A 15,229-nucleotide genomic window follows, 5' to 3' on the forward strand; every position below is an offset into this window, starting at 1 on the left:
GGTTTAGTCTATGTTTAAAAAGAGAATCGCAGGATCTGATTCGGTCTGCGTAATAACCCCTCCCTAGCGTGCAAAGAGATAATTCGGACAGAAATATGGCAATGGTGCGTTTTACCCGGCTTTTGAATAAGTCTGGCTTAACAATGGTCTCTTTGGCAAAGAAGGCGGCGATTGGCCTGGTGGTAGTAGTGATTGTCTTTTTTATTGGCCGTATTTACGAATCCCAACGCGGTCCGGCGCTGCACCGCTGGCATACCTGGACGGCGGATGAAATGACTGCCAGCGAGATAGACCATGCCACGTTTGCCCAATACCAGGCGCGGGAAGACGCTATTTTCCGCGATATGAAAAGCAAAGTGACCGATACGCTGAGCGACGATGAAAAAACGGCAATTAACCGTTTTTACGCGCAAAGTCTGGTTTATCCGGATAAGTTTCAGCCCGACTGGAACCGCTCCTTTATTTTGTTGCCGCAGGGCAAACCGCGCGGCGCTGCGGTATTGCTCCACGGCCTGACGGATTCCCCCTACAGCGTGCACTATCTGGCGCAACGCTATCAGCAGCAGGGGTTTATCGCCGTTGCGCCGAGGTTACCGGGACACGGTACCGCACCGGGCGCGTTGACCGGTGTCGATCGGGATGAGTGGATTGCCACCACGCGTCTGGCGGTGCGTGAAGCAACGCGGCTGGCGGGGCCAGACGTGCCGCTGCACGTGATTGGCTACTCCAACGGCGGGGCGCTGGCGCTCAAATATGCTCTTGATAGTCTGGAAGATAAATCGCTGCGTCGGCCGCAACAAATAATCCTGCTGTCACCGATGATTGGCGTCACCGCGTTTGCCCGTTTTGCCGGGCTGGCCGGTTTACCCGCGATATTTCCGGCTTTCGCCCGCGCGGCATGGCTGAACGTCGTCCCGGAATTTAATCCCTATAAATACAATTCGTTCCCGGTTAAGGCGGCCAGGCAGTCGTGGCTGTTATCACAGGCGCTGCAACAGCAAATCGTCCAGGAAGCGCAAAGTCAGCGGCTGGGGGAATTAGCGCCAGTATTAACTTTTCAGTCGGTGATGGACTCAACGGTGAGCACGCGGGCGGTGGTGGATTCACTTTATCGGTATTTACCCGATAACGGCAGCGAACTGGTGATTTTCGATATTAACCAGGCGGCGAATTTACGTGCGCTGTTCCGGCCCTCGTTATACTCGGCGGTGAATACGTTATTGCCGCCCGCGCCGCGCCCCTACGGCACTACGGTGATTACTAATGCCGCTCCCGACACCTACGAAACGGTAGCCCGTACAACGCTTGCCGGAACCCGAACGGAAACCGTCACGCCGCTGCATATTGCCTGGCCGCAGGATATGTATTCGCTGTCGCACGTGGCGGTGCCGTTCCCGCTGACCGATTCGCTGTATGGTCGTGAACCGGCAGAGAAGAATCGCTACGGGATTAGCATTGGCACAATTTCGCTGCGCGGTGAAACCTCAACGCTAAGCGTCGGGCTGGATACGCTAATGCGCGTCACCTCCAACCCGTTTTATCCGTGGATGATGGTGAGAATTGACCATCATATTGCCTGTAGCGAACAGGCCGATGTGGCCGCCTGCCTTCGTCCGGAGGCAGCGGCTTCAGAATAGCGTCACGTGCATAATGGTACGAATGGCGATCCCGGCGATAGCTCCGGTGGCGGCAAAGCGGAACAGGCGTACGAAACGGGAACTGACGCCTAAAAAGATGCCGATACCGGGAAGGTCAAAAGTCTGGATTAACAGACCTGCGGAAGCGTTAATCTGGCTAACCGTCACCTTGCCCTGCTGTACGAGTTCAGAAACCACACCGAAATAGGCCGTACCGCCCGCAACACATTTGACCAGCGCCGGGAGCACGAAGTTAACCGGAATATTCAGCCACAGCAGCAGCGGTAACAGGAGGCGCTGGAGCATCTCAATGAGTCCCGCCGCCTGCATAAACCCGACGATAGCCAGCGACAGGATCAGCATCGGCACCGCACCGAGCGCCAGGCGAATGGCATCGGCGCCGGCGCTATTGATAACAGCGATAATTCCCTGATTATTTTGCTCGGCATTCGGCAGATCTTCGGCCCGCGCATTCTCAACAATAGACAGCTTGCGGCCGGTGATATGCCAGGTCACCGCCGCGGCACATAGCCCGCCAACAATCGAAATGACTATTGAGGCCAGCCAGTGCAAACCAAAAGGCGTTAACGGATAGAAAACGTTGCCTTGTCCCATGGCGAAGAGCATCGCCAGGGTGGCGGCCATTTGTCGGTCAGAAGCGCCGCGTTTGTCCATGATGGCTAACGTTGCCAGCGGGGCGGCAAAGCTAACAAAATTCATTTGGATCAGAGCGAAAGCGCTCATTCCGGTCAGGCCAAACGGCTTGAGCAGCGGGGCGAGCCAGCGAACGATAACGTCCAGCACCCCGCGCACTTCCAGATATTTCATCACGATGAGCATGACAACCATGATCGGCAGCAGCGTATAAAGCGCCACGTCGACGGAGGTTTTTCCCGCCGACATAATAATGCTGATGAAATCCATCTATTTCTCAATCACTGCGGACAGAAAGGATAATTAGCGCCATCATAATCCCAGAGGGGAGGAAATGAAATCGCCGTGAAGGCTCTCTCTGTCCTGAAAAGGGTTGCGAACTGGACTTGCAATTAGCGCCGCCGGGTGCGGAAAATTTATCCTCTGATATTTGCAAAGCCTGTTTTTTGTTCCCAAACTGAATTAACACCGGGCGACTTTCTTTTCTTTAAGGATAAAACAATGCGACGTTGTCTGCGGATAGTGTGGGGAACTCTGTTTATTTTCGCCTTTGCGGTACAGGCGGAAACAAAGGTTTATGGCGAACAACGCGTCAGCGGCTGGTGGAACTGGCTAAAAGACGATGTCTCGCAAACCTGGAATCAGCCGCAAAACTACGACCTGTATCTGCCATTTCTCAGCTGGCACAACCGCTTTATGTACGATAAAGAGAAAACCGATAACTACAATGAGATGCCGTGGGGCGGGGGATTTGGTGTCTCAAGATATAACGAAGAAGGTAACTGGAGCTCACTCTACGCGATGATGTTTAAGGATTCGCACAACGAGTGGCAGCCGATTATCGGCTACGGCTGGGAGAAGGGCTGGTATCTGGACAGTAGTCGCGATTTTCGCCTGGGGCTTGGGGTGACCGCCGGGATCACCGCCCGAGAAGACTTCGCCAACTACGTACCGCTACCGATTATTTTGCCGCTCTTTTCCGCCAGCTATCGCCGCCTGAGCGTGCAGTTCACCTATATTCCCGGCACCTACAATAACGGCAACGTGCTGTTTGCGTGGCTGCGCTACGGTTTTTAAGAGGGCATCAAATCGTAATCACCTTTTTCACCAGCGAATTGGACAGCGCTAGCATTGAAATTAACACCGAGGCGATGAACGTCAGGACAATCAGCATTAACTTGGTTCCCAGCGAGCTAATTGGGATAAGCGCGGTCAGCAGATGAAAAACGGAGTAGTGAAGAATATAGACGCCGGTCATCGTTTTGCTGATAGTCGCCAGAATGGTCTCTTTAAACTCGCTGTTTTTACGAAACCGCACGCCGTTGGCGGCAATCACCAGCGCCACCACCAAAATATAAATTTGTGATCCGGTAAGAATGAACGCATTTCTGTCAGCCTTAAACAGGGCGAAGAAGAAATGGCGCTCGTAAAACCAGGTGAAGAGATAAATAAACGGAATGGCGATCATCGCGCCTTTCACCACTCTCTCGCGGGTCAGCCAACTGGCGACCAGCGGATCGCTGAACAGCTGGCCGGTCAGGTAAAACAGCAGCCAGGTCCACAAACGGTACTGCGGGGCCAGGCTCAGCGCATGAACATCAGGATACAGCGCGGACAGCAGATCGTAGCCATATGAGAGCAACAGCAGCGCAAATACCACGCCGAAAAATAGCTTGCGTCGCTGGCTGAGCCACTCGATAAGCGGATGAAAGGTGTAAATCACAATAAAGGCAAAAACAAACCACGGCTGGATAAGATAACCGCGCTGGTAGGGTTCCCAGAGATAGTACACTGTCATCCAGAACAGGAAGACGATAACTACGCTTTTGATTTTACCCATTTGCCACTGCGCATCGTGCCGTGACTGCGAATCCAGATAGCCCGCCACCACAAAAAACAGCGGCGTGGCTATGGTCGAAATAAACGTCAGAAAACCGAGGATCCAGTGATAGTCGTAATCATAGTGATCCCAGGTGTTATAAATGGTGAAGAAGGTCACCGCCGTCATGCATCCCAGCGTTTTAATAATATTTAATCCGGTACTGTTCATTATTGTGGCTTCATATCCTTAGAGCCTATCCCATTAGGCTATTTTATTTGCCATTTTGGTCCTGGGCAGTGCTCACAAGCCTCACGTACTGCGTGTACGCTTCGGTTGTTGCGCGCTGTCCGTGCCCAAACTGGCTGCAACAATATACGCCTACTGGGATAGGCTCTTATTATGGAAACAGGCGTAAATCACTGGCAGAACCAGCAGCGTCAGAATAGTAGCAAAACCCAGACCAAACATAATAACTACCGCCATACTCTGGAAGAAGACATCCAATAATAAAGGGGCCAGACCGAGAACGGTGGTGAAGGCGGTCAGCAGAATAGGGCGCAGACGCGAGGTGGCGGCATAAATAATGGCTTCCTGCTGCGCTTTTTCCTGCTTCTGCTGCTCAATTTCCTCAACCAGCACGATGCCGTTACGAATCAACATCCCGCTCAGGCTAAGCAAGCCTATCAATGCCATAAAGCCAAAAGGAATACCGGTAATCAAAAAGCCTGGCGTTACGCCAATCAGCGCCAGCGGCACCGTCAGCCAGATAGCGATCGCGTTTTTCAGCGAGCTGAACATCAGCACAGTGATAACAAACATCACCAGGTAACCCAGCGGCAGGGTGGTGAACAACCCCTGCTGCGCTTCGCGGGAATTCTCCGCGTCGCCGCCCCACTCAATACTGTAGCCGTGCGGTAGGGCGAGGGCATCGATTTGCGGCTTCACGCGCGCCAGAATATCGCCTGAGGTTTGATTGCTCAGCGGATCGGGGTCGGTCTGCACGGTCAGTACGCGGCTGCGGTCGCGGCGCAGGATCAAAGGATCTTCCCACTCGAGATTAAAGCCGCTGACCACGTTACTGAGCGGGATATACTGCTGGCGGTTTTGGCTCCAGACCAGCACATTATTCAGGTGGTTAGCATCCTGGCGCTCGGCGGCTGGTGGGCGAACCACCACCGGCAGCAGGTCAGCCCCTTCGCGATAGAGTCCCGCACGGCTACCAGAGAAATTCATCTCCAGCGCGTTATCGATATCCTGTTTATCTACTCCCAGTTCGCGGCCTAAGCTGGCGGAATATTGTGGGCGGATAACCTTGCTGCGGTTCTGCCAGTCGTTGCGCACGCCGTCGGTGGCCGGGTCTGCGGAGAGAATATCGCCCACCTGGCTGGCGAGCAGGCGCAGGCGGTCGGGATCCGGGCCTTTGATGCGCACTTCAATGGCGCTATCGCCGGAAGGGCCGAACATCACGCGTTTGCTGCTGGCATTAACCTGCGGATAGTTGCGCGCAATATAGCTGTCAACATGCTGCGTCAGAGCGTTAATACTGCGCTGGTCGTCCATGCGTACCATGATCTGCGCGTAGTTGCTGTATTGCCGTTGCCCGCTGTAGGTGAGGATAAAACGCATACTGCCCTGACCAACGGTGGCGATGGTGGTGACAACGCCCGGCTGGCCGTTAATCGAGGTTTCAATATCGCTGGCCATCTTTTCGGTTGTCGCAATATCAGTGCCATAGGGAAGCCAGAGGTCAACAAAGAAGATAGGCGTGTTCGATGAGGGGAAAAAGTTCTGCCGCACCGAGCCGAATCCCCATATTGAAGCTGCCAGCAGCGCCGCCATGACGGTCAGGGTGATCGCTTTGCGCATCAGTAGGGTGTGCAGAATCTGCTGATAAATGCGATAAAAGCGCCCGCTGTAGGGGTCGGTATCCGAGGTTTCAGCAGGCGGCTGTTGCCCTTTGAACAGCCACCATTTAATCAGTACTGGCGTGATGGTTAACGCTGAGAACCAGCTCAGCATGAGTGAAATCAGCAGCACCTGGAACAGTGATTTGCAGTATTCTCCGGTGGAGTCCTGCGACAGGCCAATCGGCGCAAAGGCGAGAATAGCAATCACCGTCGCCCCCAGCAGCGGCAGCGCCGAGCGGCGAATCACATAATTAATCGCCGTGAGCAGCGTCGACCCCTGCTGGCGGGCAATGAGTACCCCTTCGACGATGACGATGGCATTATCGACCAGCATACTCAGGGCGATAATCAGCGCCCCCAGCGAGATACGCTGTAGCTCGATGCCCCACAGATACATAATCAGCAGCGTACCGAGCACGTTAAGCGCTAACGACAGGGCAATAATGATACCGCTGCGCACGCCCATAAAGATCAGCAGCACGCCGACGACAATGGCCAGTGCCATCAGGAAGTTAGTGATAAAGCCGTTCACCGAGTGAGCCACTTCTGCAGCCTGGTCGTAGAACAGGTCAATTTTGATCCCTGCCGGTTTTTCCGCCGACATCTGATCCAGTTTGCTTTCCAGCGCGCGACCAACGTCAATGACGTTGACGCCGGGAATAAACGACACCCCCATAGTGACCGCCTGGCGGCCATTAGCGTGATAAATGCTGGAAGGAGATTCGCTGAGTCCGCGCGATAGCGTGGCAATATCGCGCAATCGCGTCGCTGAACCTGAGCCGTGCGGGCTGATTAACAAATCGCCCAGCTCGTCGAGATTTTCAAACTCCCCCGTTGGATGCAGGCGAATTGACTCGCTGCCGGATTTAATCTCACCGGCGTTAGACACTACGTTCAAGCGACTGAGGATTGCCGCCAGTTGGTTGAGCGTGATACCGCGGGCGGTCATTTTTGCCAGCGAGATATCGATATTGATTTGTTGTGGGATCGCACCGCCGATAGCGACTTTGCCAACGCCGGGAACCAGCACCAGTTCGCGCCTGAGCTGCTCGGCGTAGCGGACCAGCTCAGGGTTGGTAAAGCTCTCGCCGGAGATAGCAAAGAAGAAGCCAAAGACATCGCCAAAATCGTCGTTCACAAAGGGGGAGGCCACGCCGGGCGGGAACATCCGGGCGGCGTCTCCTACCCGACGGCGCAGCTCATCCCAGATTTGCGGCAGCTCGCTGGAGTGATAATTCGAGGCGATATTGACGGTGATTTGCGACAGACCATTGGAGGAAATTGAGCTGACGTTGTCCAGATAGGGCAGCTGTTGCAGCGCGTTCTCCAGCGGCAGGGTGACTTCTTCCTCAACCTGCTGCGCCGAGGCTCCCGGATAGTGGGTGATGACCACGGCGGTCTTGATGGTAAACGCCGGGTCTTCCAGGCGACCGATATTCAGCAGGGCGAAAATACCCCCGATGCCCAGCAGTAAAATAGTCAGCCAGACGCGAATCGGGTTGTTAATAAACTGACGAGAGATATCCATTACAAACCTCGTTCACGCGTCCAGATTCGAACCGGTTGCTGCGCATGCAGTTCACTGACGCCTGCCGCCACGACGCGCTCGCCGACGCTAAGCCCTTCGGTAATGACCACTCCCTGAGAGGTGACCTGGCCGACGCCAACTTTTCTGTCCTCAAGCTGTAGCTGTTCGCCTTCGCCTTTAACTACCCAGACGTGGGGCTCATTGCGCTGGCGATTATCCGGATTAAATACCGCTTCAACCGGCACCACGACGGCTTTATCGCCCGCGCTGGCGGGCAGGTTTGCCAGATTGACCGTCACGGTCCCACTCACGCCGCCCACTGACGGAAAATCGGCCGGGCGCGGCATGGTTAAAATGATCTGCCAGGTCAGAGTGTTGCTGTCGCTGCTACCGGTATGTTCTTTATATTCGGCGGTGAACTGACGGTCCGGCATAGAGTTGATTTTCACCACCGGACGATACTGCGCATTGCGGATATCAATAGTCGTAAAAAGATTCTCCGGAATGCTGAACACCACGTCGAGCAGATCGGTTCGCGTCAGGGTGACGATCGGCTGTCCGGCGGCGACAACCTGGTGATTACGGATCGGGACGCTGGCGGCAATACCGCTAAACGGCGCGGTGAGCGTCATTTGACTTAGCTCTTCGCGGGCGATTTTTAGCGCAGCGTTGGCGGAATCACGGTTGGCCCGCTGGATATCCATTTCCGCTTTTGAAATGGCCTGGCGACCGGCCAGCGTCTGGAAGCGGTCGAACTGCCGCTGAGCGAGGGTTGCTGCGGTCTGCCGTTCGTTGACGCGTTGCTGCGCTTCCCGGGCGTTGAGCCGGGCGAGCGCTTGCCCCTGAGAGATACTGGCTCCCTGACGCACATCAAGGGATTCAATCTGTCCGCCGCGTTTGAACGACAGATCGGTAGAATCCCCGGATTCAATACGGGCAGGAAAAATGCGCTGCTGTGAATCACCAATGGCGACGACATCCGCAACTTTTACCATCCGCGGCAGCGGGGTAACTTGCGGTGCTTTCTGATCGCAAGCCGTTGTTATTAAAATAACAACGGGAATGAGAGAAAAATAACGGTTCACTGTATTCCCCTCGGTGCTAAAGGTTTTATTTTACATATTTTTCACAAATGCCGGCTTTATTCAGCCAGCGCTGAGACCACTAAATAGGTAAATAACCCGGAAGCCGTACAGGCGATTATTGCCAGGGCAATAAACAGGCTCAGGCGAAACAGGCTGTAGCCGAACATTGCTCCTCCTCTGGTATCAACCTTGTGCTAAGTAGATTCTTATCTACATAATTGTTGAATGGTTTTTAGAGGCGCGCAGGCCTCTGATAATGAGCATAGTCGTTGAAAAAAGGAAATGTTAAAAAGAGTAAAATTTGCGGTAATGTTGACGATTTTGCTGGGTTTTCAGTTGAATTGTCTGAGGTCGACTGAGTCTGTGATATTTTTCAATATATTAATTGGCATCTTAATAATGTTAATCGCCGTGTGCTACGTTTAATTATACCCATCATACTTCGAATCGAGATTTCTTCCTCAGCGCCATTGTCTGCGCTGTTTTCACCACCTTTTTTTATAGGTAATAAAAGGATTGTCTCTATGTATAAAAATATCCTCGTCCCGGTTGATGTGTTTGAAACCGGCCTTGCGGACAAGGCTTTGTCCCATGCTCAATTCCTCGCGCAAAGCTCCTCCGGGCAGATTCATTTACTCAACGTCATCCCGACATTTTCTCCTGCACTGACGCGCGGATTTATTTCCGATGCGCGAAAAATGGAAGACTATCTGGTTAATAATTCAAAAGAAAAACTCGCTGAACTCATCAATAAACTCTCTCTGAAGGAAAGCGATGTCCAGATTCATATTCGCAGCGGCAACGTCCGCGATGAAGTGACGAAACTGGCAGATGAACTGAAGGCGGATGTGGTGATCATTGGCTCACGCAATCCCAATATTCAAACCCATCTGTTGGGTTCAGAGGCGGCAAGTATCGTGCGTTATGCCCATGTGCCGGTTTTTGTGGTGCGCTAAGGGCAGCCTGAGGCTGTCCTGATTTCCGTTACAGGAGTGAGGAGATAACTATGAATACAGAAAAACCGGGCGGCCCGTTTTATCAGCTCTCCGTGGATGAAACCCTGACCAGCACCAACAGCACTCCCGATGGCATCAGCAGCGCTGAAGCGACGGCGCGCTTACAGCAGTACGGTGAAAATGCGCTACCGCAAAAAGCGGGTAAACCGGCATGGCTGCGTTTTCTGGCGCATTTTAATGATGTGCTGATTTACGTCTTGCTGGCGGCGGCGCTATTGACGGCGGTGATGGGCCACTGGGTCGATACTCTGGTGATCCTCGGCGTGGCGGTGATCAACGCCCTGATTGGTCATATTCAGGAGAGTAACGCCGAAAAATCGCTCCAGAGCATTCGCAATATGCTCTCCAGCGAAGCGGTGGTGGTTCGTCAGGGGAATCATGAAACCATTCCGACCACGGCGCTGGTTCCCGGCGATATCGTGGTGATCCGCGCCGGCGACCGCATTCCAGCAGACCTGCGGGTTATCGAAGCGCATAACCTACGGGTGGAAGAGGCGATTCTGACCGGTGAATCAACGGTGGTGGAGAAAAGTACCGAAGCGCTTAGCGGCGAACTGCCGTTGGGTGACCGGACGAACCTGTTGTTCTCAGGCACCACGGTAAGCTCCGGCGGTGGCAAAGGCCTGGTGGTGGCAACCGGTGGCGATACCGAGCTGGGCCACATTAACCAGATGATGGCGGATATCGAGAAACACCGTACTCCGCTGTTGGTGCAGATGGATAAGCTCGGCAAAGCCATCTTTATCATCATTCTGGTGATGATGGCTGCGCTATTCGTCTTTAGCCTGCTGTTCCGCGATATGCCGGTTTCTGAACTGATGCTGTCGCTGATTAGCCTGGCGGTGGCGTCGGTACCGGAAGGGCTGCCGGCGATTATCTCGATTATCCTCTCGCTTGGCGTGCAAACCATGGCCCGGCAGAAGGCGATTATCCGCAAGCTGCCGACGGTCGAAACGCTAGGGGCGATGACGGTTATTTGCTCGGATAAAACCGGGACGCTGACCATGAACGAGATGACGGTTAAGGCCGTTATCACCGCCGATAAAGTCTATCGGGTGGAAGGGGACAGCTACGAGCCGGTGGGGAATATTCACCCGATCGATGAGCCGGACCCGATAACCGTCGCGCCGGGCACGCTGCTGGAGCGCTATCTGCGCACCATCGACCTGTGTAACGACAGCCAGCTAATCAAAGATGAAAGCGGGTTGTGGAAAATCACTGGCGGCCCTACGGAAGGGGCGCTGAAGGTGCTGGCGGCGAAAGTGACGCTTTCGCCGGCGAGCACCGAACTGCGCAGTAAGATCCCCTTTGATTCGCAATACAAATATATGTCAACGCTGTACCGCATCGGCAATGAGGAGACGATTTTAATTACCGGTGCGCCAGATGTGCTGTTCCGCCTGTGTCAGCATCAGCAAACCGACCATGGGCTGGAGCCGCTGGACCAGCCGTATTGGGAAGCGAAAATTGAAGAGTACGCGCGGGAAGGGCTGCGCATGGTGGCGGCAGCGTGGAAACCGGCGGCTGACGGGCAAACCGAACTCACCCATCAGGATTTGCAGCATGGCGTCATTCTGTTAGGGATCGCCGGGATGATGGACCCGCCGCGACCAGAGGCCATTACCGCTATCGGCGACTGCCTGCAGGCGGGGATCCGCGTGAAGATGATCACCGGGGACCACCCGCAAACGGCGATGAGTATCGGCAAGATGCTGGGGATCGGCAACGCCGGGAACGCCATTACCGGGCGCGAGCTGGAGGTGATGGACGATACCCAACTGAGTGAAGCGGCGCAGAAATTCGATATTTTTGCCCGTACCAGTCCGGAAGATAAGTTCCGTCTGGTTCAGGCGCTGCAAAGCAGGAAAGAGGTGGTCGGGATGACCGGTGATGGGGTGAACGACGCCCCGGCGCTGAAGCAGGCCGATGTTGGTATCGCGATGGGCATCAAGGGCACCGAAGTGACCAAAGAGGCCGCTGATATGGTGCTGACCGATGATAACTTCGCCACCATCGCCAGTGCAGTCAGGGAAGGGCGGCGGGTTTACGATAACCTGAAGAAAACGATCTTGTTCATTATGCCAACCAACCTGGCGCAGGGGTTGTTAATCATTATCGCGCTGCTGGCGGGGAATTTGATTCCGCTGACGCCGGTGTTGATTTTGTGGATGAACATGGCGACGTCGGCCACGCTGTCGTTTGGTCTGGCGTTCGAAGCCGGTGAAAAGAACATCATGCGCCGTCCGCCGCGCGATCCTAAGCTGCATGTGATGGACGGCTTTGCCATCTGGCGGGTAATTTTTGTCGGTTCGATGATCGCCGTGAGCGCCTTTGTGCTGGAGGCCTGGCTACAGCCGCGAGGCTACTCACCTGAGTTTATCCGCACCGTACTGTTGCAGACGCTGGTCACCGCACAGTGGTTTTATATGCTCAACTGCCGGGTGGCGGATGGTTTCTCACTGAGCAAAGGGCTGCTGGCGAACCGGGGTATCTGGATTGTCAGCGGCGTGTTGCTGGTGCTGCAACTGCTGATTATCTACGCGCCGTTTATGCAGATGCTGTTCGGTACCGAAGCGCTGCCGTTCCGCTACTGGGTGATCACCTTTATTATCGGTTTTGTGATGTTCCTGATTGTGGAAATTGAGAAGCCGCTGACGCGCAAGTGGCGCACGGCCTGAGTCATTCCCGGAGGCGGTGCTGCGCACCTGTCCGGGCTACCAGACAGCCGCATAATCGGTAGCCCGGACAGACGCAGCGCGCCGCCACCGTGGAAAACCAAAAAACAAAAGCCGACGCATAACGCGTCGGCTTTTCCGTTTCAGACAAAGAACACGATCTTAATCGATCAATCTTTGAGTTTAACCGGGTTATTACGATAGGCCGCCAGCTTCGCGCGCATCCAGCTGCTGCTGTTGTTATTGACCGCGCTCACCACGCCAGTGGTGGCACCGCCGCCGACCTGCACATGGAAAATACCGCGTGACGGGAAATCCACATATTTTGGTTCAGTGAAATCCCACTCATGACGCTTGAACAGCTCGCGCGGATTTTTGCCCATCATGCTGGCGTGAACATCAAGGAACTCGATGTCCAACAGGTCAGCGTTAATGGCCTCCATAGAACTCCCAATTTCCGCATGGCCCATCAGGTAGCTACCGCCGGTGCCCCAGAATTTCTCTTCTAACGCCCCAACTTGCTCGGAAACGGTGGCCAGACGGCTGGCCGGAACCTGCCATGGCAGCACCGGCTGGCGCAGATAACGGCTCAGCGCCGCGCAGAATTCGAAGGTGCGATCCCATTCAAACGGCGAGTAGCAGTAGCCGTTTTTGTAGGCGCGAGCGGTAAAGTCATCCGCCTCATAGCGGTCTGCGGCCATAAAGTCTGCGCCCTTAGCCACAACGGTGACCCCATTCGCATTGATGTATTCGATATCCTCAAAGACACCGACCAGCAGCGCGTACTCGGCGGTCAGCTTGCCTGCCAGAGTCGGGTCGATGGTCATTTTTTTCCTGGTGCCGTCTACGGCGTCAAACACATCGTCATAGGTGAAATCATTATAAACCCACTGTGAACCGCCGACGCTCCACAGGTTCACCTGCCAGCCCAGCACCACATCCGGTGCCACTGCGCGCACCAGCCAGTTGACGCCTTTGATATAGCCTTTCAGGGTATTGGTAATCGCGGCAGGAACGGCGATATTCACGCCATGGTGTGCCAGAGCTTCCGCCAGCGGCTTGCGAACCGGAATCACATAGTTGGGAGAGAAACCGTACTTCTGACATTCACCAAGGTAATCAGGGTTGACGATAAAGCCGCCCGGAACCGGATGCTCGTCATCTTTCATCGCCTGCGCCATTTGCAGCGCCTGAATGAAGTTGGCAAAGCTGAATTGATGACGCTCAGGATCGTCAATAATGTTTTCCACGTCACCCAGCGACAGGTTGCAGGTGTAGGAGACCATCATCGGCAGCACGCTGTCGCCAGTTTTCGCGGAAACATCACGAGCCATCTGGATGATTTTTGAAGTCGGCTCTTTCGCCGGATCCAGATACCCGGACGCATCGCCCATGCCGTCATCACCGGAGTATTTGAACAGGGAAGAGACGCGCGCTTCGGCCAGGTCATCCACGTTGCTCGGTGACATATTGGCGCAGCCGCCGAAGCTCAGGAACTCAGGGAAACCTTTCACGCACAGGTTGGCCCCTTCAACGATCGCGATGACCAGCGTCAGCGGGGTGTTTTTCTCAACGTTCAGCGTCTGCGTGGCGACATCGATATAGTACACAACGCCGTTATGGATAACGGTAGCGGATTCAACCTGATAAACGCCCGGTGCCAGCGCAATCGACGGCGTAATGCTGCCGGTTTGCATCGCCAGATCGGCGAAAGAGTACTGACGCGGAACGTCGCTGCCATCAACCAGACGCAGAGCGAAAGTATCGGCAACCGTTTTTTCGGCAACAACTTTGAGGGTTAATTTCGCAGAGGCGGACTGAGACTCGTCGCGCTGGTTAGCGCTGGTGAAGGCGATATCGTGAAGCTGGTTGTCCAGCGCGCCGTTCGCCGCATCAAAGCTGTAGTGAATATTGTTCAGTTTGATGTCATCGATGCAAACGGAATAAGTCCCGGCGATCGGTAGACGCTCCAGGCGCTGTTTTTGACCTGCGCGCATGGTGAAGTGCTGTTTGGCAACGCCGTTTTCCAGATAAACAACGTTCAGATCTTCGTTATACAGCGCGTGGGTGGCCGGTAAATTTACCGCCACGTCCAGAGTGGTGCTACGTTCAGCCTGGGCAAAGGTAATATCAAGCGGGGTGCGCTGGCCTTTACTGATGGTCAGCTCCGTTGCGCTTAATTGTACTGCCGCGCGAACGGTACCTTCTGCGGTGCGCAGCTCTGCCGCGCTGACCGTGTAAACGCCTGCGTCGATATCAAAATTGGTGATGCCTGCTTTCGGAAGAAGAGTTTCGCTTTTCTCACCGCGAAGCAAAACTAGCGTAAGAGCTGTGTTTTCCAGTCCGGCCGGGAAGACGGCACAGGTCACGGCTAGTTCACCGGCAACGTCTGCTTCTTCATCAGCGGCAGCGGTGAAGGTGCTGCGGAAAGTCTCCCATTTTGGCACGGTATCGGAGGACGCATTGACGCCCATATGAATATTGGAAATAGAGTTGCCTAAGGCAGAACCATCGGCGGCAGTTATCGTCAGCTTAATATCAAAGATGCCGCTGGACACTTCGCTTGATTCAATATTTGTGCTTATTAGACACCATGGGTTTGTCGATACGTTAATATCCCCGGCGGTAATTTTACCTGGTGCGCTAAAAGTCAGGATCATTTTTTCTTTAATATCAACGCTGGCGCCGGTAGCGGATTTGAACCCACTAATATCGGCTGTCGGGTACCAGGTGTCGTTACTAATATTAAGTGTGAAATCTAATTGCATTTTTTATCTCCATGAAAATATGCAAGGTCAAATGACCATATGTTAATTGCCATCCCGGCTGAATTTGTCTGATGTTCGTGTAATTCAGTGCTCAAGCGCTTTTAGTTATAAATGAGTCGAAATAAAAGTGCATGCAT

General features: G+C 54.3%; 9 protein-coding genes. 4 read left to right on the forward strand and 5 right to left on the reverse strand.

Annotated elements, in window-relative coordinates; all coding sequences use genetic code 11:
- Positions 1 to 95: 95 nt before the first annotated feature.
- Complete coding sequence (locus AC07P6_RS10865; RefSeq protein ID WP_478316244.1) at positions 96 to 1,637, forward strand: alpha/beta hydrolase; 1,542 nt, start codon at positions 96 to 98, stop codon at positions 1,635 to 1,637.
- Here the strand turns inward: AC07P6_RS10865 and AC07P6_RS10870 are convergent.
- On the reverse strand, positions 1,629 to 2,561 hold the full coding sequence (locus AC07P6_RS10870; RefSeq protein WP_181485724.1) for a nucleoside recognition domain-containing protein: 933 nt from the start codon (positions 2,559 to 2,561) through the stop codon (positions 1,629 to 1,631). The two genes, AC07P6_RS10865 and AC07P6_RS10870, sit on opposite strands and share 9 nt — an antisense overlap.
- Positions 2,562 to 2,792: 231 nt before the next feature.
- On the opposite strand from AC07P6_RS10870, the gene pagP reads away from it, so the two are divergent.
- On the forward strand, positions 2,793 to 3,368 hold the full coding sequence (gene pagP, locus AC07P6_RS10875) for a lipid IV(A) palmitoyltransferase PagP (RefSeq protein ID WP_045270086.1): 576 nt from the start codon (positions 2,793 to 2,795) through the stop codon (positions 3,366 to 3,368).
- A 7-nt stretch (positions 3,369 to 3,375) separates the two neighbouring features.
- Here the strand turns inward: pagP and AC07P6_RS10880 are convergent, their stop codons facing one another.
- The 3 genes from AC07P6_RS10880 to AC07P6_RS10890 all read right to left on the reverse strand — a co-directional run bounded on the left by AC07P6_RS10880 (position 3,376) and on the right by AC07P6_RS10890 (position 8,633).
- Positions 3,376 to 4,299 carry an acyltransferase gene (locus tag AC07P6_RS10880; RefSeq protein ID WP_182240836.1) on the reverse strand — a complete coding sequence of 308 codons (924 nt, stop codon included), beginning with the start codon at positions 4,297 to 4,299 and terminating at the stop codon, positions 3,376 to 3,378.
- A 192-nt stretch (positions 4,300 to 4,491) separates the two neighbouring features.
- Complete coding sequence (locus tag AC07P6_RS10885) at positions 4,492 to 7,548, reverse strand: efflux RND transporter permease subunit (RefSeq protein ID WP_016241531.1); 3,057 nt, start codon at positions 7,546 to 7,548, stop codon at positions 4,492 to 4,494.
- The gene (locus tag AC07P6_RS10890) at positions 7,548 to 8,633 is read right to left on the reverse strand and encodes an efflux RND transporter periplasmic adaptor subunit (RefSeq protein ID WP_016241530.1); all 1,086 of its coding nucleotides are present in this window, start codon (positions 8,631 to 8,633) and stop codon (positions 7,548 to 7,550) included. The genes AC07P6_RS10885 and AC07P6_RS10890 overlap by 1 nt, the downstream gene beginning before the upstream one ends.
- Positions 8,634 to 9,157: 524 nt before the next feature.
- On the opposite strand from AC07P6_RS10890, the gene AC07P6_RS10895 reads away from it, so the two are divergent.
- Both AC07P6_RS10895 and AC07P6_RS10900 read left to right on the forward strand, forming a co-directional pair.
- Complete coding sequence (locus AC07P6_RS10895) at positions 9,158 to 9,589, forward strand: universal stress protein (protein ID WP_016241528.1); 432 nt, start codon at positions 9,158 to 9,160, stop codon at positions 9,587 to 9,589.
- Positions 9,590 to 9,639: 50 nt separating this feature from the next.
- On the forward strand, positions 9,640 to 12,327 hold the full coding sequence (locus AC07P6_RS10900; protein WP_109549357.1) for a cation-transporting P-type ATPase: 2,688 nt from the start codon (positions 9,640 to 9,642) through the stop codon (positions 12,325 to 12,327).
- Between the two features lie 167 nt (positions 12,328 to 12,494).
- Here AC07P6_RS10900 and AC07P6_RS10905 read toward each other — a convergent pair whose 3' ends face one another.
- Complete coding sequence (locus AC07P6_RS10905; RefSeq protein ID WP_478316247.1) at positions 12,495 to 15,092, reverse strand: hypothetical protein; 2,598 nt, start codon at positions 15,090 to 15,092, stop codon at positions 12,495 to 12,497.
- Positions 15,093 to 15,229: the final 137 nt, after the last annotated feature.

The organism is Klebsiella sp. GFKo11, assembly GCF_056490265.1.